Origin of the sequence: Microcella frigidaquae (assembly GCF_014200395.1) — a bacterium.
In the GTDB taxonomy this organism is placed as follows: Bacteria; Actinomycetota; Actinomycetes; order Actinomycetales; family Microbacteriaceae; genus Microcella; species Microcella frigidaquae.
The window spans coordinates 2,498,883-2,520,357 of record NZ_JACHBS010000001.1 but is presented as its reverse complement, the minus strand read 5'-3'; the positions used below and the strand labels follow the sequence as shown (position 1 = coordinate 2,520,357).

The 21,475-nt window shown below is 65.3% G+C and carries 18 protein-coding genes and 2 pseudogenes; 6 read left to right on the top strand and 14 right to left on the bottom strand.

The genetic code is table 11. The features are described from left to right. Positions 1-62 precede the first annotated feature (62 nt). Both BJ959_RS12305 and BJ959_RS12490 read left to right on the top strand, forming a co-directional pair. Positions 63-974, top strand: coding sequence for a M48 family metalloprotease (locus tag BJ959_RS12305; protein ID WP_153982367.1), 912 nt, complete (start codon positions 63-65; stop codon positions 972-974). A gap of 50 nt (positions 975-1,024) precedes the next feature. Further along, positions 1,025-2,014 (top strand): NUDIX hydrolase, encoded by a 990-nt coding sequence (locus tag BJ959_RS12490; protein ID WP_207949210.1) that lies wholly within the window; start codon positions 1,025-1,027, stop codon positions 2,012-2,014. Here BJ959_RS12490 and BJ959_RS12295 read toward each other — a convergent pair. From BJ959_RS12295 to BJ959_RS13055, 3 genes and pseudogenes are all read right to left on the bottom strand, one after another. Beyond that, complete coding sequence (locus BJ959_RS12295; protein WP_153982368.1) at positions 2,011-2,712, bottom strand: vWA domain-containing protein; 702 nt, start codon at positions 2,710-2,712, stop codon at positions 2,011-2,013. The genes BJ959_RS12490 and BJ959_RS12295 overlap by 4 nt on opposite strands. After that, positions 2,709-4,280, bottom strand: a complete 1,572-nt coding sequence (locus tag BJ959_RS12290) for an ADP-ribosylglycohydrolase family protein (protein ID WP_153982369.1) — start codon at positions 4,278-4,280, stop codon at positions 2,709-2,711. Before BJ959_RS12290 ends, BJ959_RS12295 begins: the two co-directional genes overlap by 4 nt. 153 nt (positions 4,281-4,433) lie before the next feature. Continuing rightward, positions 4,434-5,354: pseudogene (locus BJ959_RS13055) on the bottom strand (ARPP-1 family domain-containing protein). Positions 5,355-5,534: 180 nt separating this feature from the next. Here BJ959_RS13055 and BJ959_RS12275 point away from each other — a divergent pair. Beyond that, positions 5,535-6,281, top strand: a complete 747-nt coding sequence (locus tag BJ959_RS12275) for a hypothetical protein (RefSeq protein ID WP_153982372.1) — start codon at positions 5,535-5,537, stop codon at positions 6,279-6,281. Here the strand turns inward: BJ959_RS12275 and BJ959_RS12270 are convergent. Together BJ959_RS12270 and BJ959_RS12265 are read right to left on the bottom strand one after the other, a co-directional pair. Next, entirely contained in the window at positions 6,256-6,333 is a 78-nt protein-coding gene (locus BJ959_RS12270; RefSeq protein ID WP_343997737.1) for a ribbon-helix-helix protein, CopG family, read from the bottom strand. The genes BJ959_RS12275 and BJ959_RS12270 overlap by 26 nt on opposite strands. Before the next feature lie 26 nt (positions 6,334-6,359). Further along, the gene (locus BJ959_RS12265) at positions 6,360-7,256 is read right to left on the bottom strand and encodes a hypothetical protein (RefSeq protein ID WP_153982373.1); all 897 of its coding nucleotides are present in this window, start codon (positions 7,254-7,256) and stop codon (positions 6,360-6,362) included. A gap of 212 nt (positions 7,257-7,468) precedes the next feature. Between BJ959_RS12265 and BJ959_RS12260 the strand changes: the two genes are divergently transcribed. After that, positions 7,469-8,095 (top strand): Fic family protein, encoded by a 627-nt coding sequence (locus BJ959_RS12260; RefSeq protein ID WP_153982374.1) that lies wholly within the window; start codon positions 7,469-7,471, stop codon positions 8,093-8,095. Positions 8,096-8,100: 5 nt separating this feature from the next. Here the strand turns inward: BJ959_RS12260 and BJ959_RS12910 are convergent, their stop codons facing one another. From BJ959_RS12910 to BJ959_RS12755, 3 genes and pseudogenes are all read right to left on the bottom strand, one after another. Further along, the gene (locus tag BJ959_RS12910) at positions 8,101-8,451 is read right to left on the bottom strand and encodes a DUF2130 domain-containing protein (protein ID WP_341799969.1); all 351 of its coding nucleotides are present in this window, start codon (positions 8,449-8,451) and stop codon (positions 8,101-8,103) included. A 73-nt stretch (positions 8,452-8,524) separates the two neighbouring features. Further along, a pseudogene (locus BJ959_RS12905) lies at positions 8,525-8,731 on the bottom strand (DUF2130 domain-containing protein); the annotation flags it as partial. Next, the gene (locus BJ959_RS12755; RefSeq protein WP_243738952.1) at positions 8,662-9,096 is read right to left on the bottom strand and encodes a hypothetical protein; all 435 of its coding nucleotides are present in this window, start codon (positions 9,094-9,096) and stop codon (positions 8,662-8,664) included. The gene BJ959_RS12755 and the pseudogene BJ959_RS12905, both read right to left, overlap by 70 nt. Positions 9,097-9,321: 225 nt before the next feature. Here BJ959_RS12755 and BJ959_RS12250 point away from each other — a divergent pair, with 225 nt between their 5' ends. Then, the gene (locus BJ959_RS12250; RefSeq protein ID WP_183321997.1) at positions 9,322-10,554 is read left to right on the top strand and encodes an IS256 family transposase; all 1,233 of its coding nucleotides are present in this window, start codon (positions 9,322-9,324) and stop codon (positions 10,552-10,554) included. Here BJ959_RS12250 and BJ959_RS12245 read toward each other — a convergent pair. From BJ959_RS12245 to pglX, 6 genes are all read right to left on the bottom strand, one after another. Further along, complete coding sequence (locus BJ959_RS12245) at positions 10,551-10,757, bottom strand: hypothetical protein (RefSeq protein WP_243739089.1); 207 nt, start codon at positions 10,755-10,757, stop codon at positions 10,551-10,553. The genes BJ959_RS12250 and BJ959_RS12245 overlap by 4 nt on opposite strands. A gap of 44 nt (positions 10,758-10,801) precedes the next feature. Next, complete coding sequence (locus BJ959_RS12240) at positions 10,802-12,049, bottom strand: serine/threonine-protein kinase (protein ID WP_165879071.1); 1,248 nt, start codon at positions 12,047-12,049, stop codon at positions 10,802-10,804. Positions 12,050-12,051: 2 nt separating this feature from the next. Continuing rightward, complete coding sequence (gene brxL / locus BJ959_RS12235) at positions 12,052-14,265, bottom strand: BREX system Lon protease-like protein BrxL (protein ID WP_153983147.1); 2,214 nt, start codon at positions 14,263-14,265, stop codon at positions 12,052-12,054. Between the two features lie 12 nt (positions 14,266-14,277). Further along, positions 14,278-16,806 carry a BREX-1 system phosphatase PglZ type A gene (gene pglZ, locus BJ959_RS12230; protein ID WP_341800064.1) on the bottom strand — a complete coding sequence of 843 codons (2,529 nt, stop codon included), beginning with the start codon at positions 16,804-16,806 and terminating at the stop codon, positions 14,278-14,280. After that, positions 16,799-17,917, bottom strand: a complete 1,119-nt coding sequence (locus BJ959_RS13050) for a Shedu anti-phage system protein SduA domain-containing protein (protein ID WP_153983146.1) — start codon at positions 17,915-17,917, stop codon at positions 16,799-16,801. Before BJ959_RS13050 ends, pglZ begins: the two co-directional genes overlap by 8 nt. A 152-nt stretch (positions 17,918-18,069) precedes the next feature. After that, positions 18,070-20,109: a BREX-1 system adenine-specific DNA-methyltransferase PglX gene (gene pglX / locus BJ959_RS12220; RefSeq protein ID WP_153983145.1), complete on the bottom strand. Its 2,040-nt coding sequence runs from the start codon at positions 20,107-20,109 to the stop codon at positions 18,070-18,072. Between the two features lie 126 nt (positions 20,110-20,235). Between pglX and BJ959_RS12215 the strand changes: the two genes are divergently transcribed. Then, complete coding sequence (locus BJ959_RS12215; RefSeq protein WP_183321849.1) at positions 20,236-21,468, top strand: IS256 family transposase; 1,233 nt, start codon at positions 20,236-20,238, stop codon at positions 21,466-21,468. The last annotated feature ends 7 nt before the right edge of the window (positions 21,469-21,475 follow it).

The following is a 21,475-nucleotide window of genomic DNA, read 5'->3' as shown; positions in this document are numbered from 1 at the left end:
GTCGGGTACGTCGACTGTACCGATGGTGAGCCTTGGTCGGCACTACCCGGTAGATTCGCCGCATGTACCGGCAGATCGCGCGCAACAGGCGGTTCAGCATCCTGCTGATCGCGATCTTCTGCCTGGCCGTGCTGGGGCTCGGACTGTTCACGTCGTGGGTGTTCGAGTCGTTCTGGCCGCTCGTGCTGCTCAGTCTGTTCTGCCCGCTCTACGTGTGGTGGCAGCTGAGCCACGCGACCGAGCACGCGGCGAAGGCGGCCGGCTGGGTCGCGGTGGGCCCGGATGCGGAGCCGCGGCTGCACCGCATCGTCGAGACCACGGCCATTCGTGCGGGCATTCCCCTGCCGCAGGTCGGCGTCATCGAGGATGCCGCGCCGAACGCCTTCGCGGCCTCGCTGCGCCCGGAGAAGGCCGTCATCGGCGTGACGCGCGGCGCGCTCGACCTGCTCGACGACACCGAGCTCGAGGCGGTGATCGCCCACGAGGTGGCGCATATCGTCAACCAGGACGGCCGCGTGACCCTCACGACCTTCGCCCTCGTCGGCTCGATCGCGGCGGTCGCCGCCGGGCTGCTCGGCCTCGGCTGGGCGATGCTGCAGGTGACGCCGAGCGGTCTGCGCAACGGCATCGGCCTTCTGATCGGGATGCTCGGCATCGGCCTGCTCCTCCTGGGCGGCATCTTCTGGCTCGTGGCGACGGTGCTCGGCCCGGTGATCAGCGCGGCCGTCTCGCGCCGCCGCGAGTTTCTCGCCGACGCGAGCGGCGTCGAGCTCACCCGTTTTCCCGACGGCCTCGTGCGCGCGCTCGAGAAGCTCGCCGCCCACCCCGCGGGCCCCTCGACCGCGACCGGAGAGGTGCAGGCGCTGTTCATCCACGACGGCGCCGGCGCCTCGTGGCTCGAGCGGTTGCTCGGCACGCACCCGCCCGTCGCCGAGCGGGTCGAGCGGCTGCGGGCGATGGGGCGGTCGTTCTAGGCGGGCCTCCGGGCGCGCGGCATTAGCGCGATCGTGCGAGAATATGACGCATGGATGCTCAGCCCTCGCGCCCGCTGACCGACTACCCGCGCCCCTCTGTCGCCGTCGACACGGCCGTGTTCACGGTGCGCGGCGACGAGCTGTGCGTCGTGCTCGTCGAGGGCCGCGACGGCCGGCGCCGCCTGCCGGGAACGTTCCTGCACGAGGGCGAGCGCCTGGTCGACGCGGTGCGGCGCTCGCTCGCCGCGAAGGCCGGCATCGGCGGCGGCGAGCCGCGGCAGCTGCAGGTGTTCGACGAGCCGCACCGCGATGACCGCGGCTGGGTGCTCTCGGTGGCCCACGCGATGGCCCTCCCCGCCGATCGCCTGCCCGACGAGGCGGGCGTGCCGATCGACCTCGCCGACCCGCTCGACTTCGACCACGCGCGCATCCTGGCGATCGCGGTGGAGCGCATCCGCACCGACTACGCGACGATGCCCGACCCCTGGAACCTCATGCCGCCCGCCTTCACACTGCGCGAGCTGCTGCTGCTGCACACCGCCGTCGACCCGTCGACCCCGCAGCGCGACACCTTCCGCCGCATGATGGAGCCCCTGCTCGTCGAGACCGGCGAGTACACCTCGGGCACGGTCGGCAAGCCATCGCGACTGTTCCGCAAGCCGACTGCCGCCGAGGTCGCCGCGCGGCGCGCGAAGCACGAGGAGGCCGTGCGCACCGGTGCCCGGCGCACATCACGCTCGCGCAGCGACGAGGTTCCCGCCGACCGCCTGCTCACGACGTCGGCGCAGCGCAAGTCGCGCGACGGCTGGATGCCCCTCGAGAAGATCCCCTCGGATGCCCGCCACACCATCCGACTCGACCGCGGCCCCAGCGGCGTCGTGGCGCGGGTGCTCGCCGACGAGCAGTCGGCGCTGTGGACCTACCGCGGTCTCGTCACGACGTACGAGCGCCCCGAGAACCGCATCGGGCCGGATGCGCAGCTGCAGTCGATCTCGATGCACGGCCCGGGCGGCCGCGAGCTCTCGATGGTGCGCTTCTAGGCCCCGGGCTCGGAGCCGGGCTTCTGCCCGCCCGATTTCTCGGCGCTGACCCTGTCGGCATCCGCGGCACCGCGACTCGGTGCGGCCATGACGCGCTCGCTGCGGTCGAACTCCTTCTTCTCGCCGCGTCGCACGTCGCGGAGGTAGCGGCCGACGGAGAGGCTGCTGGCGTGCACGGCGTCGGCGTCGACATCCCAGGCCATCGAGCTGCCAGGGTCGAAGCCGAGGTCGCGGCCGACGGCGATCGCGTCCTGCCCCGCACCGAGGTAGACGAAGTTCCAGCCGAGCTCGTCGGCGAGCCCGGTGATGAGCTGGTTGACGCGCTGCCCCGTCCATCGCTTGCTGGCGTTCTCGTGGCCGTCGGTGACGACGACGACCTGCACGGTCGCGGGCTGGGCGTGCGCGGGCATGGCCGAGAGCGCCGAGCGGAAGCCTTCGAGCGAGTCGCCGAGAGCATCCAGCAGGGCGGTCATGCCGCGGGGCTCGAGCTGCACGCGCACCGAAGCGGGGTCGGCGAAGGTCGCCTGGTGCTCGACCTCGTCGTCGAACGCGACGATGTCGACGGTCAGACGTCCGGGCAGGGCGGCCTGCTGGGCGAGCAGGCTCTCGAGCCCGCCGACCATGTCGTCACGGATCGCCTGCATTGAGCCGCTGCGGTCGATGATGAGCAGCAGGGCGGTGTACGTGGGGTCGGTCATGATGCCTCCGTGTCGTCGGTGGTCGTGTCGTCGGTGGTCGTGTCGTCGGTGTTCGCCGGGTCGGGGGTCGCGCGTGCGGCCTGTTCGGTGATGCGGGTGAGGGCTTCGCGCAGGAAGCGCTTCGGCGACGCGGCGGGGAGCGCCGCCACGACGTCGGCGAGCGCCTGCTCGATCGGAACGCCGCGGTGGAGGGCCGCGTAGAGCGCGGCGACGGAGGGGGTGCGGCTCTGGGCGGCGACGCAGTGCAGCAGCACGGTCTTGCCCTCGGCCCGCAGGGCGGCGATCGCGTCGACGGTGTCGCGCAGCACGAGGTCGAGGTTCGGGTTCGCCTCGGGCTCGTCCTTGTCGATGAGCCACACCTCGACGTGGTCGGCGGCTCGTGACGTCGTGACCCGTCGCTGCTCGGTGCCGATGCGGCACAACGAGACGACCGCGTCGGCGGGCGACTCCTCGAGGTCGACGATCGAGCCGAGCAGCACACCGGGGTCGTGCGGGTGCGGGGTGAGCGATCGCTCCGGATACCAGCCGAGGTAGTCCATGCGGGGGCCGGTCGGCCAGCCCGTATCGTCGGGCTCGCCGCCGCGCACGGCCAGCGCACCCAGAGCGACGAGGTCGTGGGCGCGCAGTCCGGGGTGGCCGTGCAGCACCCGACGCCAGGCGCTGGGCACCGCGCTGGCGCCGAACGCGGCACCGAGCAGCACGGCGGCGATGGCGGCGACCGTGTCGGTGTCGCGGCCGCCGCGCACGGCGCGCTCGAGCGCGTCGACGAGGGCCGCCCCGCCTCCGGCACCGTGGGCGGCAACCGCCCCGTGGATGCTCGACCACGCCCCTTGCAGCGCTTCGACCACCCAGCCGTTGCGCGCGAAGTCGCGCGGCTGGCGCTGCTCGGCGTCGTCGAGCAGCGCGGCCCAGCGGGCGCGCCGCGCGGCGGGGAGGGCGGGCAGGCCGGTGCGAGCATCCAGGTCGCCGGTGAGAACCGCGTGGCGGATCGCGAGGGTCCAGAGCACGCACGCGTCGCCGGCGTCGTCGTCCCAGTGGGTGAGCGAGCTGAGGGCGCGAGCGGCTTCGGCGGCGGCCGCTTCGTCGTGCAGGTATGCCAGGGCGACGGGCGCGGTGCGCATGAGCGATCCGTTGCCCGCCGACTTGCCGGTGCGCTCGTGCAGGGCCTGCGCGGCGGCGCGCGCGGCAGCCGCGGAGCCGCCGTTCCGCTCGGCCTCGGCGAGCACGGCGCGGGTCTGCACGCCGACGTCGGCGGCGTCGCGCGCCCACACGATCCAGGCGGCGACGATCTCGTCGAGCACGGCCTCGTCGCGCAGGTCGGCGCCGCGGGCGGCGGCCTGGGCGATGGACACGGCCATGGCGGTGTCGTCGGTCCACTCCCCCGGCGCCCAGCCGAAGCCGCCGCCGCCGATCATGGCGACCGGCGCGTCGTCAGGCAGCGGGTCGCCGAACTCGTAGCCGGCGCCGAGGGCATCGCCGGCGGCGAGGCCGAGCAGCACGCCGGCGGCGCGGTCGGTCGAGAGAGGCTGGGCGGCCTGCGCTGCGGTCGGGGACGTGGAAGGGGTCATGCGGTCTCCTTGGGGTCTTCGAACGGTAGTGGTGAGGGCTGACATTGGCGGCGTCGCTCGGTCGGCATGGAGCGGCCCGCGCACGACGGGTGATGTGTCGCTCTTGTCATGTGACATCGACGACACATCAGCCTGAAGAAGCTCCGTCCCGGCTCAGACGCCGGCGAGCAGGGGGTGCGCGCGGTCGAGGGCGGTGAGGTGAACAACCGCGCCGATGCGGTGCAAACCCGCGATGCGCGAGCCGAGACCCGTGACCGCAACGCGGTCGTCGTCTCGCCGCAGCGAGAACCAGCGCGGCCCAGCATCCTCGGGGTCGCCGATAGTGCCCCCGAGCAGCGGTCGGCCCTGCAGGGCGCGGGCGAAGGCGCGAGCCCGCTCGGCGCTGGTGGCGACGGGGTCGACGAGGCGAGCATCCACCGCCGCTGACTGCACGATGCCGGCGTAGCGCGAGCGCAGCCCCGAGCCCGAGCAGAACAGCTCGAGGCCCATGATGCGCCCGCCGATGCCGATGATGACGCCGCGCTGGCCCTCGATCATGCGGGGCACACGGATGCTCTGCCGATCGAGCTGGTGCGTGAACGAGCGCGTCTCGCTGCGGCCGAGGCGCTGCTCGATCGCGTCGATGCGGCGCCAGACTCGCGACTGCCGATCGTGCCGCTGAAACTCGTCCGAGATGCGGTGCTGGGCGGCCTCGTCGCCTTAGCGCACGACGAGCGAGGCGCGGCGGCCGCCGGCGCTGTGATCGGCACCCCCGCCCCAGCGGCCCTGCTCGACGCACAGGGCAGGCAGCGGGCGGCGCTCGCGCGGGGCGAGCACGAGGCTGCGAGCGAGCATGCGGTTCTGCCAGCCACCCTCGAGCAAGTCGCCCTCGAGGGCGACGAGTGAGCGGTCGGCGAGGTTCTCGGCCTCGAGGGTGTCGACAGCCGCTCCCTCGGCGCGCTCGGAGATGCGCAGGGAGGCGGGAGCCCAGTCGAGCATGCCGATGCGCGGGGCGTCGACCCAGACCGGGAAGACGGTGAGGCCGGCCTGGTGGGTGCCCTGGCCGACGTGGAGGGCGGGGATCGTGGTGTGCATGGGGGCCTCCTGGGGATGCCGAACGAGGTGTGGGGCGGTGGGTTCCGACTTGTCGCACTTTCGCTCAAATAGACTGTAGCACATGGTTAGCGCGAAACAGCGATTAGTCATCTGATACTGTCTCACCACGCTCCGACACGAGCCCCTGCACGCCCACCACCACCCCGGAAGGACCACCCCGTGATCGACGACCAGCTGCTCATCGACCGCATCCGCCGCCCCCGCCCCGACGGGCTGTCGATCGTGCGGGGCTCCGCGCCGGTGACGAGCTTCGGCGACCCGCGCTCGGCCCGCGTCGCAAGCGTCGGCATCAACCCGAGCGTGAGCGAGTTCTGCTCGAGCAAGAAGGGCAAGCCGCTTCTCGAGCCCGCCAAGAAGCGCTTCGTCGACCTCGAGACTCTCGGTCTCGGCGAGCACGATGTGCTGACCGAGGAGCAGGCGCTCCGTGTCGCCGAGAGCTGCGACCGCTACTTCGACGTCAACCCCTACTGGTCGTGGTTCTCGCCGATGCAGACCTACGTGATGGACCCGCTCGGCGTCTCGTACAAGAGCCGCACGGCGGTGCACCTCGATCTCGTGCAGTGGGCGACCGACCCGGTGTGGTCGCGCATCGCGAGCCCGGCCGTGCAGGACCGCCTCGTCGACGACGACCTGCCCTTCCTCCGCGCGCTCATTGCGCAAGGCGGCTACGACCTGATCGTGCTGAACGGCAGGACCGTGGTCGAGACCTTCCGCCGATTCGGGATGTTCGAGGTCGAGCACGAGGAGAAGCGCGTGCTGGGCGGCACGACGCGCACCACGCTGCTCACCGGCACGGTCGGCGGACGCCGCGCGCTCGGCTGGACGCTCAATGTTCCCGGTCAGAACCTGAAGGCGCAGAAGCAGGGCCTCGCGGAGTGGCTCAGCAACTCAGCGCCTCGCGGATGATCTCAGACCGCGTCTTGCCCTCGCGATCAGCCCGGGCGTCGAGCGCAGCGATCTCGTCAAGCGTCAGTCGCAGAGCGGCTACCGAATTGGCCGGTAGGCGCCCCGACGAAACGCGGCCCCCGCCTCCGCCTCGTCGGGGTCAACATCGGGGTCGGGTACGACCTCGAACAGCGCGTCTCTGATCAGCGCCCGCGCCGCCGCGCTCGGGATGCGCGGAAGAAACTCGCCGCGCCCTGCCTCTGGGTCGGGCGTGCCAACGGCCGACAACCTGGCCCAGAGCTCGTTCCACACCGGATACACGTCGCGGTCTCCGAGCGGCTCACCGCCACTGTGTCGCCACCCGTGCGCGCTCAACACGCGCGCGATGCGTTGCGGACGAATTGTTCGGTCGGCGGTGGCCGCGTAGACGGCAAGCGTCACGGAGCAATGCCCGCCGAAGATGGCCGGGTCACCGATCAGGGTGTCGGCACAGTGCCGCCACAGTCGCTCCGGGTCGGCCAGGCACTCCCGACCGAGCGGCGTGAGGCGCAAGGTGCCCTTGTACCGCCGCACCAGTTTGATGTCGCGCAGGTACTCCCGAAAGGCCAGCACCGGGTGGGCGTCGATCTCGCGGGTGCCCGCCCAGGGGTAGTCGCGCATCTCCGGCAAGAGCTCGGCGAGCTCGCGTGCATCGACGGGCTTCAGGTACCCCGCGGCGGTCAACGGCAGGCCATCGCCGGATGCCCGCTCGAGCATCCACCGGTGTGGCACGAGTGCCTGCCCAGGGTCGGGGCGCGGCTGCGTGATCAGCTGGGTCGACAGGGTCACGGCATTCTGTCGAAACTCGTCGCCGAACTCGGTGTCGCCGAGCCCGTTCAGCATCGCGGTCAATGCCGGGTGCAGTCGCAAGGCTGCTTGTCTGCGCATGGCGTTGCTCTCTCTCGTCGGTCTCACGCTACCGAGCGTGGTCAAGGCCCTGAAAGCGGTGTAGCCCATGACCCTGAGCTTCAGACGCTCGGGCGGTACCATGAGAGCGAGGAAGGGAGCGAACTCATGGAGCAGCGCAAAGTCGACGCAGAAGTCGTCAAGCGTGCCGTGTCGCGCTCTACCGCTGACTCTGCGCGGCTTGAGCGCCGCGAAGTTCCTGCTGGATTCGTTCGGTCTGCTGCGGCCGAGAAGTTCCTGGCCGAGCGACGCAACGGGCGCTGATGGCGCTCTCGCCTGGGTACGGCGAGACGCCGCTCGACGGCGATGAGTTCGATGCATTGTTGCCGTCGATTCGCGAAGCCCTCGGCGTAGACGTCACCAAAGCGGCAATCTTCGACCTCGAACAAGCCGTTCAAGATGAGGTCGCAGCAGACCTTCTCAACCGCGTCTTGGCCCGCGAGATCGGGCTCGATGAACTCCTCAACGATCACTTCATTCGAGAGCTTCATCGACGGCTCTATGCCGACATCTGGTCGTGGGGCGGCAAACTGCGCGTGCGCGAACTAACACTCGGCGTCGCACCCGAGCTCGTCGCCGTAGAGCTCAGAACATCGCTCGACACGCTCAACTACCGACGCACGATGACGAGCGACTTGACCCCCCGGCAACTGGGTGTCGCGGTGCATGCTGAAACGGTGCGAATCCACCCATTCGCCGATGGCAACGGCCGCACGACACGCTTGCTCGCCGATCTCGTCTTCGTGGCCGCTCAAGAGCTTGACGAGCCCGAGCTCTACGACTGGTCACTCGACAAGACGCGGTACATCTCTCTGCTCCGCGAGTACGACGTGCATCGAGATGCGACCGACCTGGCGGCGTTCATCGGCGTGCGACCGCTGTCTGCCTAGCCGGCCTACTCCCCGCCACCCTCCCCCAACTCCGCGAACTTCTGCGCCATCGTCGGGTTCCCGCGCGTCAGCTTCTTGATCGTCACGTCCTGCGCCTTGTCGTTGGCCAACCGCAGGTTGCGCTCCGACCCGAGCAGGGCATCCTTGACCTTCTGCAAGCGGTCGATCACCTTGTCGATCTCTGAGATCGCCTCCTGGAACTTGCGCGAGGCGAGATCGTAGTTGCGCGAGAACCCGCTCTTGAAGCTCTCGAGCTCGTTCTCGAAGTTGGTGATGTCGACGTTCTGCGCCTTCACCAGTTCGAGCTCGCGCTTGTACTGCAGCGATCCGAGGGCGGCGTTGCGCAGCACGGTGATAGACGGACAAGAAGAACTGCGGCCGCACCACGTACATCTTCGAGTAGCGGTGCGAGACGTCGACGATTCCGGTGTTGTAGAGCTCGTTGTCGGGCTCGAGCAGCGACACGAGCACCGCGTACTCGCAGCCCTTCTCGGTGCGGTCCTTATCGAGCTCTTTGAAGAAGTCCTCGTTCTTCTTCTTGGTCGCGGTCGCGTCGCTCTCGTTCTTCATCTCGAACATGATCGACACGATCTCGGTGCCGGCCCCGCCATCCGCCGAAGCACCGTCGCCCGACACCGTGCCGGCGTAGTCGCGGAAGATGTAGTCGCCCTTGCTGCCCGTGCGCGCTGGCCCGCCCCACCCATCTTGGTCGACAGCTTCGCCTTCATGTCGCGCAGCCGCTCGATGGCGTCGTCGCGGTCTTTGATCTGCTGCTCGTACTTCTCCTGCAGCGCCTTCTCGCCGAGCGCCTTCTGCGCTTCGGCCAGCTCGAGGTCGGCCTTGAGCCGGTCGCGCTCCTTCTCAACGCGCGTGGTCGCTTCGATCACGGCCAACTGCTTCAACTGCTCTGACGCCTGGATGCTCGCCTTCAGCTTCTCGACCTCCGCCGCCTTCTCGGCCAGCTGGTCCTGCAGCTTCGCCGCCAGCTTGGCCTCAGCCAACTCAACGGCGGATGTCGTCTCGGCCTTCGCCTGCTCGAGCTCGCTGAGCAGCTTCGCCCGCTCGGCCTCTGCGTGTGCCTGCGCGAGCTTCAGCTCGTTCTTCTTGTGCCTGAGTCCCGTGGGGTGGTGGACTTTCCGGTCCTGAGCGTCGTGTCGTTGACGTGAGGGGCCACCGTGCGATGGTCAGTGAGAACGACCAAGTTACTCACGACAGGAGATCGCACGATGGCCCTCAATCAGTCTGCCCTGCTTCAGCTGCTCGCCGAGCTGAAACTCACCGACACCACCGACCGCATCCGTCAGATGACCGAACGGCTCTACCAAGAACTGATCGACGCCGAAGCCGCGTCGGTGATCGGCGCCGGACCCTACGAGCGCACCGCCGAGCGCGTTGCGACTCGCAACGGGGCGAGGTTGCGCACCCTGTCGACCACTGCGGGAGATCTGGAGTTGCGGATCCCGAAGCTGCGGGCCGACAGTTTCTTTCCGTCGTTGTTGGAGCGGCGCCGCCGGGTCGATCAGGCGCTGTTCGCCGTGGTGATGGAGGCCTACCTGCACGGCGTCTCCACCCGCAAGGTTGACGATCTGGTCAAGGCGCTCGGCGCCGACACGGGCATCTCGAAGTCCGAGGTGTCTCGCATCTGCGCCGGCCTGGACGCGACGGTTGCGGCATTCCGCGACCGATCCCTGTCTCAGATCGCCTACCCCTACGTCTTCTTGGACGCCACCTATTGCAAGGTTCGCATCGACGGGCGGGTGGTGTCTCAAGCGGTTGTGGTCGCGATCGGGATCACCGCTGACGGGCACCGTCAGGTGCTCGGCTTTGACGTGGGCGACAGCGAAACGGAGGAGTTCTGGAAAGCGTTCCTGCGATCGTTGAAAGCTCGAGGGCTTTCCGGGGTGAAGCTGGTGATCTCCGACGCGCACGCGGGTTTGAAAGCAGCTATCGCGGTGGTGGTGCAGGGAGCGGCCTGGCAGCGGTGCCGCGTGCATTTCATGCGCAACGTGCTCACCGTCCTGCCTAAGGGTCGGCAGGAGATGGTGGCCTCGATCATCCGCACGATCTTCGCCCAACCCGACGCTGAGCATATTGACGCGCAGTTCGAGGAGGTTGCTCGCATGATCGACCGCGTTCACCCCAAGGCTGCCCAGATGCTCCACGATGCCCGAGCCGACGTGCTGGCGTTCAAGCACTTCCCCGCCCGGCATTGGCGGCAGATCTGGTCGACGAATCCGCTGGAACGGCTGAACCGTGAGATCAAACGTCGCACCGACGTCGTCGGAGTGTTCCCGAACACTGCCAGCCTGCTGCGCCTGACCGGCGCCGTTTTGATCGAGCAGCACGACGAATGGGAAGCTGGCGACCGCCGTTACTTTTCCGAAGCGTCCATGGCCGAACTCACCGCCACCAGCTCGGTCGAGGACGCGGTGATGCTGCCCGAGATCACGGCCGCCTAGACTGCAGCCAGCTGATCATCGCGTGGAAACGAAAGACCACCACTCAGCGGGACGTGGCCCTTCTTGTCGCGCTCGGCGAGCTCGAGCCGCTCGTGCAACTGCTTCTCGAAGTCGCCGTCGCGCACCTGCTTCAGGATGTCGGCGTATCCGGCCTCATCGATCGTGAAGGCCTTGCCGCAGTTCGGGCAGATGATCTCATGCATTGGGCTTGCCTTTCAGGTCTCGTGCGTTGCTGAACACCGAGCGGTCACGCCAGAGGCCTGCCGCGGACGACCTGAGAAAGCGGATAGGAACGCACGTTGTCATTGCCCCGCGTCGCCTCGTGGCGGATCAGAACATGGCCCGGTCGCTTCTCATCAAGTCCGACGACAACGCCCGTCCAGTCAAGTCCCAGGCGGTCAACAACGACGACCTTTGCCCCGACATTGGCCTGACCCCGTACAGGCTTCGCGGCTGGCGCTGCTGCCGCCGGGTTGGCGCGAGCGGGGGCAACCCGATTCTGCGGAGGCGCAGGTCCTCGAGCGGGGGGAACAGCGTCCTGACGGCTCCCTTTAGCGTTACCGACCGGCAGAAGTCCGCGTACGCGCTGCAGTGAAGCGTCGGCGGATGGACGACGCTCGGGGCTGAACTCCAGCATCGGTTCGATCACCTGCCGAACAACAGGCTTGAGGTCTCCCAATCGGGGACGTTCCTTCATCGCGCGACGAACCACGTCGTCATCCCCGTACGGGTCTACAGCCCACAAATCCCGTAAGCGCACACCCGCGGCAATCGCGAGAGTCACTCCAAGCTTGAAGATGTCGGCCGCAGGAGCAAAGTCTCGTTCTTCGATCACATCGTCGAGCTGTTCGGGCGCGAAGAACCCGGGCGTTCCCCCGAAGCGGCCTCTTACATTCGCGCGCGAGACGAGACCGAAATCTATAAGGCGCGCTTTGCCGGGTTCCAGCATGACGTTGTCCGGCTTCAGGTCGAGGTGCACCAGCCCGACACCATGAATCGCACTCAAGGCGGCGAGGATGTCGTGGGCGAGGTCTAGCAACTGGTTCTGGTCAAGCGGGCCCTGCGATCCGACTTGCTCGCCAAGACTCCGACCGCTGATGAGCTCGGTCGCGAACCAAGGGACCTTCCAGCCCGCCTGTGTGGACTGGCGAGCTGCCTGATAGACCTTCGGAATGTAGGGGCTGTCGATCTTGCTGAGAGTCATCGCTTCATTGAGGAACTCATTGGCTTCGTGCTCGAGCCACTCGTCGAAGCGTTGGGCCGGGATAGGAACCTCTTCCGGCGCTGGGGGAAGCATCAGCTTGACGACGGCGCGTTCGAGTTGGCCACCGGCGACCGCCACGCGTGTGAACGACTGACCATCCTTCTTCCAGATGGCGCGCCACGTTGTGCCCTGACCGCCACGGCCCAGTGGTTCCGTCAACTCCCACTGTCCGACCTGGCGACCCCGAATCACCTCTTGGAGTGAAGCTTGACCAGCATGCAGCGCTGCCAAAGTCAGGCCTCTTCGCGCGGAATGCGGTTGTAGTGCACGGTGAAGGACTTAGCGATGGGACGAAACTCCTGACGCACTTCCGCGAAGGCGTTTGTCGGCTTCTCCCAGATGTCCAACCCCTTGCCGAGTTGAATCCGCCAGCCAAGATCGGTGACGATCCAACGGTCGTGGATCGTCGGATCCCACTTCACCAAGAGCTTTATCCCGAACGACTCCGCGGCGTTCCGGATCGCGAGGAGCATCTCGAGCTGCTTTCGCTTGAACTCGATCCTCTCCTCTTCAATCGTCTCCAGCGTCACTTCGAGCTCGTCTGTCGGGTCCTTCGTCACCGCGAGCAGACTGAGCAGATCGGTGAGGTTGCGACCTTGGTGGAACATACGAATGTAGCCGTCGACGATCGTGATCTTCCTCGCCCCGACGAGCCATGGCAGGAGCAGATTCTCATAGGAGACACCGGTCTGACCGGCCTGGAAATCGCGGAATCCTTCGAATAACTCGGGCGCACCCGGCGCGGTGGGTTCGACAACGACCGCGTTTTCGGGGACCGGGAGCGGTGGAGCGACCGACACCGCGCTACGTTGCTCGGTGCGTGGTACCGCTGGCGCCATGTACGCCGGCAGGCCTCCCCCGTCGATATCGCCGTCGTTGGATGCTGCATCCCAGTCGCGCCGATAGTGCTGCGGATACTGGATCTCCTCCAGGGACTGCACATCACGCCACGCACCGAGCGCATCCTGGTATCGGAATCGGGGAGGGTTCTCGCGCATCGTGGGGTCGATCCGGAGAATCTGATCCTTCACCCTCTTGCGACCTTCGATGGCGAAGACGAGAAGTTCCTCGATCTCGTCTTGCGTGGCTTCACCAGAGGGGTGGATCAGCTTCATGAGACCGGAAAACGTCTTGCGGATGCCGTCCTGATCGCGCGTCACGATCGAGGTGTCGAGCGTGAAGTGCTGCTGGTACTTGTCGGAGAAGTCCTCGCTCCGGAGCGAGTGCAGCACTTCGGCCAAGTAGTCGACAACGAAGCCGTAGCCGCTGGAGAACATCTCGGAACGGACTGGCGAGACCTCCCAGCCCGGGATGTAGTGGTGGATGCGGTCGAGCCAGGCCGGGTCGCGGTAGGAGGGCGGCAATTCGTCGAAGAGGTCAGTGTTCTTCAGCATGAACGGCACGGTGTGCGTCGTGTTGCCAATGAACGCCATCGATGCCTCTGCCCCGTAGACGCTCGTGCCGCGCGAGAAGGACTTGTTCGCCAGGTAGTTCTTCATGACATTGACGAGGTTTTGGTCCGTCTTCTTGTTCGATGCGAACTCGTCGAAAGCCACGCAGTCCCAGTACCCGACGAGACCGATCTTGCCGGAGGCGTTATTCACGAAGAGCTTGGCGACCGTCACCTCGCCGCCGGAAATGAGAATGCCGTTCGGCGAGAGTTCGCTGAACGTGTGCGACTTGCCGGTGCCCTTTGGCCCAAGCTCGATCAGGTTGTAGTTGCGCTCGACAAAGGGGATGAGGCGCGTAAGGGCGATGAGCTTCCCGCGCCGGCTGAACTGCTCAGGGTTCAGCCCGATGGACTGAGTTAGGACGTCGATCCACTCGTCGGTCGTGAAGGCCTTGCGGCTCTCGAAGTACCGGTCGAAGTCGATGCCGGAAATCTGAATTGCTTTCAGGCTGCCGAGCTGCCACGGGACGGATCCAGGGCTGTCGTTGTGGACGTACTCGATGTCGCAGATGCACCAGACGCCGCTCACGAGAAGCTTCTCGTTGGCCTTCACTGTCTGCGCGTCGATGACAACCTTGCTGATCTGGAGGTTCTCGAACGACGCCTCGTAGACGTCGTCCTTGTCGTTCAAGACGACCGAGACCCGGTCGATGATCCGGTACTTGCCCTTCTGCTGGATCTTCGCCTTGATGAGCATGTGCTCGTTTCGGTGGACGTAGTGATCAGCGAGAATCCGGCGAACGTTATCGATGCCCTCCTGGATTGTCGCCTCGTCGTCGGTCGCGGCGTACTGACCAAGCAAATACTCGAGGACATATCCCGGGACAACCGCATTGCCCCTGACAGCTTTGACCAGATCCTTACGGACGACGACCCCGTCGAAGTGCTGGTTGATCTTCCGGTCAAGCTCCGACTGCTCGGGGGCCTCCACCGGAACATAGATGTCCTCGTCGGGGAGCGAGGCGAGGCCGCTCAGGGCTGCATCGAGATCAGTCATGCTGCGCCCCTCCTAGAAGTCCGCCTGGAACGAGCGCTTCAGCTTGTACACGGCCTTGGTGACGAGGCGCCACTGGGTCGTGTTCGGAATCTGCTCCTCAAGCCTGAGTTCGACGTCCTTGTTGTTGTGTTGGTCCGCTTCGGCCCGCAAGGACATTCTGGCAGGGAGATAGCGCGCACTCGGGTCCGAAGACTCGGAGTTGAACTTGAGCACGACCTCGTTGGAAAGCAGCTCTTCACCGAGGTAGATGCCAGCCCGAAGCTCACGACCCTGCACCTTGTCGCTCACAGGTTCACTCTGGTGGATGTCGACCGCGAGAATGGCGGTGGTGATGTTCGGCGACTTCTGCTGGATGGTGACGTTCACGGGGCGCACGGCCGTCTTGCCCGAGTCTGCATACGTCACCGAGATGACCGGAACCACGATTTCCTGGAGCGTGGCACCACCGTGGACGTACCTCGCGCCGGAGCCCTGAAGCTTCATCCGCTTCGTCCCCTTCGGGATCAGCACCTCGTAGTCGCTAGAGAGCCCCAGTTGCGCCGGGGTGAAGTGCCGGAAGGCGGGATCAGCCTTGAGCCCACGGCCAATCACCCGGCGACGGTCACGATCGTGGATCTCGTCGCCCTGCGGCTCTGTGGAGAGGTAGCCAGCGTCGTCGAGTTCACGATCTTGAAAGAGGAATCCGTGATCCGCCGTGATGAAGATCGAACCCACCTCGGCCTTTGCGAATCGGCTCACGAGGAGCACGAGTTCGTCAATCGCCCGGGCGGCGGCGCCAAAAACCTGCCGCTCGGTGCCGATCTTGTCGCCGGTCGCATCGATGAGGTTGTGGTAGACGTACATGAGCTGCTGCTGCTGCGTCTTGGCGCGCAACTCTTTCACCGTCAGCCCCACCAAGTCCTCCGATTGAATCGCAGCCCCGCCGAAGGGTTCGAGAATCTTGCCGCGGTTCGCCGTGCCGTCGGCCTTCTTGCCGTCCACTTCCGTGAACGCTCTGACGCCGGTAAAGCCGATCGTCTGGTGCGGCAGCAGCGCAGCCATGCCGAGCTGTGTGTAGCTCGGCAGGACGCCGAGCGTCGGTTCGATGCTTGCGTCGAAGCCGAGCTTGGACTTGTCCTCCTTGAACCTGCGGAGGCGGGTGCGGAGTTCGTCGGCGATCTCGTACCGGAGCGCGTCGGAAATGATGACAATGACCCGCCTGCCCTTGTCGAGCTGAGGTTTGACGTACCAGGAGAAGAAAGCCGTCTGTGCGCGCACGGTCGACGACTTCCACTCCGCCACGGCGTCGACCTGGACCTGCCACGCGGTTGCCAGCGGGCCGACGTACTTGTTCGAGTAGAAGTTCTCCACCTGCTCGACGAGCGGCTCAAGCGGCTTGGTGTGCTCGGTGTTGCGCACCGCGTGGTTGAAATGCCGATAGAGCTGATCGATCCGCGACCAGTCGGCAGCGTAACGCTGCACGCCGTCGTCGAATCCGCTCATCGTCGGCGCGAAAGCGTCGATCGCGGTGAGCAGTTCGCTCGCGGCGAGGAGAGCGGTGTAGACGGCCTCATGGGCCCCGAACCAGAATGTCGTCTGACGCCGCCGAACCGCCTCGGCTACCTCGTGGGCGGCGATCGACTTGTCCGCGACCCCGGCGGCGAGGTCACTGATGATCTTCCTGTCGATCGACTCAAAAGCGTCCGACCCGAGCAGCTCACCCCACGCCCGATTCTCAAGCGAGGACGCGATCTGCAGGGCTTCCTCAGCCGTCTGCGCGAGACGTCCCATCTGGTCGCTGCTGGTCTTGGAGTCGCGCCAGCGAGAGTAGTCGATCGCGATATTGCGCCCAGCGGTGTCAGTGGCGAACCCTTCGTGCGCCGATCGGAACAGCCAGAGGACGAAGTCATCGATGGTCGGCGACTCGGAGGCGTATCCGTAGGTGGAGTGCACTCCGCCCCAGTAGAAGTCGAGAAGACCGAAATCGTTAAGTAGCTTGAGCCCGCCCCCCTCCCCTTCGGCTGCCTCGATGAGAAGTTGACGAGTGAGTTCGCTCAACGAGTGCTGCTCGGTCTTGAGCAGGACCGCACACATCTTCGCGAGCACGAGCGTCTTGGGGTCGTCGCTCAAGAGACGCTTCTTCAGTCGTTCACGCCGATCCGCGGCGTTGAAGAAGCCCGGGTACTCGGTGATGACTGCGCGGGCGGCCTGGTCCTTGAGACCGAGGTCGTCGCCCAGGAGTGCTTCCTTGTCTGCGGTGAAGCGCCCGTAAGCGAACTCGAGATCGAGGAGCCAGTTGCTCAAGTCTTCGCGGTACTCGTATGGCAGATAGACGATGAAGTTCTGCCTGCGCTCCTCCTGCAGGAGCCGGCTCTTGACGGCGAACTCGTCCCCGACGACCCGGATCACCTTCACGTTATCGAGATCTGCGGAAAGGTCGTCGAGGAGCCCGTCGTACTCCCCCGCTGGGTCGTGCCAGAAGACTACATGCCGATCGTCGATTTTCGGGCCGTTCGCGAAACGGGAGGCGAGGCTCCTAACGAGCGGATCTGCACTACTCACCGGGCGTCCCTTCTGTCCGCTGCCGAAGCGCGCTCAGGATGTTGTCGAGACGCCTGAGCAGATCGTCGTAGGTGATGATGTCGACGACGTTGGCGGAGTTCCGCCTTACAAACTCGAAGTCGGACGCCTGCTGTCCACTGAAGTTCTCGTCACGACCTGAGAGGACGAACGCCTTCGGGTTGGTGATCTTGACGTCAAGCCCTGCCGGAAGTTCGGCCTTGTGCCGCTCGGAGATCGCCTTCTCGCCGTCCGGTCCTGACTTGCTGAGGTAGAAGAGGTACTTCTCGACCTGCATGATCGTGCCGGACAGCTCGCGGACCGGAACGTGGTTGTCGCGATACTGTCTCACCGACATGAGTCCATTCGAGAAGGGCTTCTTGATCTCAAGAATGTCAATGGCTCCACTCGCCGCGACGAGTACGAGGTCGATTTCACGGTTTGTCGCTCGTGGCCTATTCGAGTAACGCTCCTTGACACGAACCTTCTGCAGGACGGCGATGTATTGCGGGAAGATCAGCAGGAAGAGATCCGCGACGGCCCGCTGCCAGTCCGCTTCGGAGTACGCCTCCACATCCGCGAGCATCTCCTCGATCCGATCTCGGACGTAGGCGAACTTCTCCAGTTCCAGTTCGTTGGCCGCCGGAAGTCGTTCGGCTGCAACTGTCGACACGGAGAGCGTCCGCTCTCGCCGCGCGAGGTGTTCCGCAAGCTTCTCCTCGGCGTCAGTAGTCGACTCGAAGTACTCACCGACGATGCGCGACACCCGCGACCAGGAGTACAGCCGAAGCTCCGTCGTGGTCGGGAACGCCTTGAGGAGACGTGCAAACTCCTGCTCGGGGATCGCGCCTTCATCCTCACCCCCGACCACTATCTGCTGGTCGACGAGATCGTCAATCCGAGCAAAGACCGAGATGTCGCGCTCGGCGACGAATGTCTTGCGGCTCAGTGGAACGCCTCTGCCGATCTTGAGGTCTTGTTTGAGGCCGAGGACATCGGCACGGATGACGCGATAGTCGCCTTCGATTCGGCCGACGACGAATTCGCGAACCGCGCCCTCCGGGTCCTCCCCGTTGTGGTTATCGGTGCGGTCGAGCAGATCAGCGCGCTGCACCGTAAGGACACGCGAAAACGTCGTGTGACCATCTTGCGCCAGCTTCTCGTCTACCCAATTCGGGGAACGCAAGTCGTCGGACACGTAGCTCAGAACAAGCTGGTCTCCGCTTTCACGAAAGGCGAACGGCACGTCGCCCCCATCCGCAAGGGCTAGTCATCAGCGCCGCCCTTCTTGAGGCCAATGTCCTTCAGAGCCGAGCCGAACTTCTGATAGTTGACCAGAACTCCATCGTCAAGGTCGATCGAGATCTGCGCTTGCGCGAGAGGGTGAAGTACGTCGCGTTCGTAGTTCTTGAGTTCGACGAGCTTCTTCCGGATCCCCTCTGCTTCTCGCTGCGCGGCGGCGACTTCACGCACCGAACCACGACCGCTTGTCGCGACGATTTCGTACTGCGGCAGTGCAGCCTCGAGTTTCGCAATGTACTCACGAAGATAGTCGTTCAACACCGTCGAGACCGTAGACGCGTTGTAGCGGTGCAGATAGACAAGCGCGTTGAACGATCCCTTAGGTGAGGAGAATAGCCAGTAGATTGGCCGCTTTTTGTACCGCTGGACGTGGTCCTTGTAGAACGACCTTGTGAAGTAGTCGCGGAGGTCCTTCACCCCGAGACTGTCCGTGACGAACTTCACGTTCTCGGCGAAGTGTTGCTCCCCGAAAGCGGCGCGCAAGAACTGCCGAAACTTGGCGACGATGTCGTCTTCGAACCAGTCCCCTTCCACGATTGGAATCACGTTGTCCTTGTCCGGCATGAACGACGGAGTGGGCACCTGTGTCAGGTAGCCCTCGACCGTGCCCCCCTGGGTAGCGAGGACGAGTCCAGTTCGATCCAGGCTGTACCGGCCAAAGATGCAGCCGACCGCAAACGAAACGAGATCGGACACACGTGAATTCGTGTCGGGCAACGCGCCATGCCATCCACGACGCGGAACGAAGTGCCCACCAGAAGGGAAGATGCCGTCAAGTTCGTGCTCCGCGTCAAGGATCTCTGCGGCAGCTTCTGCTGCCGTCGCAACAGACCATGCGACGGCGTCCGACACTTTGCTCCACTGTCCTCGCAGCACCGGCGGACCAGCAACGTCCGGGGCCGTTTCGTTGAAACCATCCAGAGTCCGTGATGCCGTGACGGCTCGGTCGGCAAGCGCGTGCACGTCTTCACGACGTAGGTCTAGCGCGTCAGGTATTGGAAGTTCTAGCACGTCCGTGACCCGGTTATTGATGGTCGGGTTTATCGCGGCAAGAATCTCAAGTGCAGCCCCGGAGTTCAGGTAGCCGAGGACGGCAAGCAAGTCTTCGTTTGGGTTCCTAGGGAGGATCGTCGGTGACGCAGAGTCGAACTCGTCGCTCGCGGCCTTCACCCGAAAGCTAGGTTCCCCAGAAATCATCGTCCAGGTAATGCCACGCTGGCCGCGACTCGAAGTTGGATACAGACCGCCGTGCGAGTCATATTCGGCGACTGATGCTGGCGACCAGTCCACCACGAAGTCCCGGTTACCAAACCATCGCCGAAACTCACCGCCTTTTACGAGAGGCAGCCAACGCTCGGAGCCTCGGCTCACTTCCCACCAGTAGCGGACGTACCTGGATGTGTCGTGGGTCTTGAGCCGCCCTCCGGAACGCCATTTCGACACGAGGTGCGGCTTTTTGAAGCGCTCGAGGTCAGAAAGCCAGTAGGCCATAGGGGCGCCTGACAGATCCGTGAAGCTGTTCGGCGCAACCCGGAAATGTACATCGCGCGCGTCCTTGGCCAGAGCCCTCTTGAAGAGCGCCGCTTTCCCAGCCTCAGACTGAGGATCGGTGAGCCTGAAGAAGTCCGCAAGTGCGTCAGGTGACTTACCGCCGAGTACATATGCCGCAGTTGACACCACCGCTCCTCCGATTGAGTCGAACGCGCCAGTGCCTAGATGCAGAAGATGCAATGGCGGGTTGAGATTCGTCACCCGAGTTCGAACCGCCGTGAATGACGCGAGGAACATCCAGGATTGGAGTGTGATCATGCCGACTAAGCCGCGACCCACGGCCAGCATGATGTTCCGGTACACGAATGCGATCCCAAGGTCCGCCTTCGCTTCTTTGTAGTGCCGGGTTACGTACTCCGATAGGCGATTGCCCATTGTGGCCTGGCCCATGTACGGGGGATTCGCGACCACCACGAGGTAACGCCGAGACAAGTAAGCTGCCTGCTCGAGCACCGTACCGGGCCTGAGTCCCGTGGGGTGGTGGACTTTCCGGTCCTGAGCGTCGTGTCGTTGACGTGAGGGGCCACCGTGCGATGGTCAGTGAGAACGACCAAGTTACTCACGACAGGAGATCGCACGATGGCCCTCAATCAGTCTGCCCTGCTTCAGCTGCTCGCCGAGCTGAAACTCACCGACACCACCGACCGCATCCGTCAGATGACCGAACGGCTCTACCAAGAACTGATCGACGCCGAAGCCGCGTCGGTGATCGGCGCCGGACCCTACGAGCGCACCGCCGAGCGCGTTGCGACTCGCAACGGGGCGAGGTTGCGCACCCTGTCGACCACTGCGGGAGATCTGGAGTTGCGGATCCCGAAGCTGCGGGCCGGCAGTTTCTTTCCGTCGTTGTTGGAGCGGCGCCGCCGGGTCGATCAGGCGCTGTTCGCCGTGGTGATGGAGGCCTACCTGCACGGCGTCTCCACCCGCAAGGTTGACGATCTGGTCAAGGCGCTCGGCGCCGACACGGGCATCTCGAAGTCCGAGGTGTCTCGCATCTGCGCCGGCCTGGACGCGACGGTTGCGGCATTCCGCGACCGATCCCTGTCTCAGATCGCCTACCCCTACGTCTTCTTGGACGCCACCTATTGCAAGGTTCGCATCGACGGGCGGGTGGTGTCTCAAGCGGTTGTGGTCGCGATCGGGATCACCGCTGACGGGCACCGTCAGGTGCTCGGCTTTGACGTGGGCGACAGCGAAACGGAGGAGTTCTGGAAAGCGTTCCTGCGATCGTTGAAAGCTCGAGGGCTTTCCGGGGTGAAGCTGGTGATCTCCGACGCGCACGCGGGTTTGAAAGCAGCTATCGCGGTGGTGGTGCAGGGAGCGGCCTGGCAGCGGTGCCGCGTGCATTTCATGCGCAACGTGCTCACCGTCCTGCCTAAGGGTCGGCAGGAGATGGTGGCCTCGATCATCCGCACGATCTTCGCCCAACCCGACGCTGAGCATATTGACGCGCAGTTCGAGGAGGTTGCTCGCATGATCGACCGCGTTCACCCCAAGGCTGCCCAGATGCTCCACGATGCCCGAGCCGACGTGCTGGCGTTCAAGCACTTCCCCGCCCGGCATTGGCGGCAGATCTGGTCGACGAATCCGCTGGAACGGCTGAACCGTGAGATCAAACGTCGCACCGACGTCGTCGGAGTGTTCCCGAACACTGCCAGCCTGCTGCGCCTGACCGGCGCCGTTTTGATCGAGCAGCACGACGAATGGGAAGCTGGCGACCGCCGTTACTTTTCCGAAGCGTCCATGGCCGAACTCACCGCCACCAGCTCGGTCGAGGACGCGGTGATGCTGCCCGAGATCACGGCCGCCTAGACTGCAG

Bases quoted from the DNA above. Each gene is read 5' to 3' on its own strand.
- BJ959_RS12295 (WP_153982368.1), bottom strand. From the start codon at position 2,712: ATGACCGACCCCACGTACACCGCCCTGCTGCTCATCATCGACCGCAGC.
- BJ959_RS12250 (WP_183321997.1), top strand. From the start codon at position 9,322: ATGGCCCTCAATCAGTCTGCCCTGCTTCAGCTGCTCGCCGAGCTGAAA.
- BJ959_RS12260 (WP_153982374.1), top strand. From the start codon at position 7,469: ATGGCGCTCTCGCCTGGGTACGGCGAGACGCCGCTCGACGGCGATGAG.
- BJ959_RS12265 (WP_153982373.1), bottom strand. From the start codon at position 7,256: ATGGGCTACACCGCTTTCAGGGCCTTGACCACGCTCGGTAGCGTGAGA.
- BJ959_RS12290 (WP_153982369.1), bottom strand. From the start codon at position 4,280: ATGACCCCTTCCACGTCCCCGACCGCAGCGCAGGCCGCCCAGCCTCTC.
- brxL (WP_153983147.1), bottom strand. From the start codon at position 14,265: ATGACTGATCTCGATGCAGCCCTGAGCGGCCTCGCCTCGCTCCCCGAC.
- BJ959_RS12215 (WP_183321849.1), top strand. From the start codon at position 20,236: ATGGCCCTCAATCAGTCTGCCCTGCTTCAGCTGCTCGCCGAGCTGAAA.
- BJ959_RS12490 (WP_207949210.1), top strand. From the start codon at position 1,025: ATGGATGCTCAGCCCTCGCGCCCGCTGACCGACTACCCGCGCCCCTCT.
- BJ959_RS12305 (WP_153982367.1), top strand. From the start codon at position 63: ATGTACCGGCAGATCGCGCGCAACAGGCGGTTCAGCATCCTGCTGATC.
- BJ959_RS12245 (WP_243739089.1), bottom strand. From the start codon at position 10,757: ATGCATGAGATCATCTGCCCGAACTGCGGCAAGGCCTTCACGATCGAT.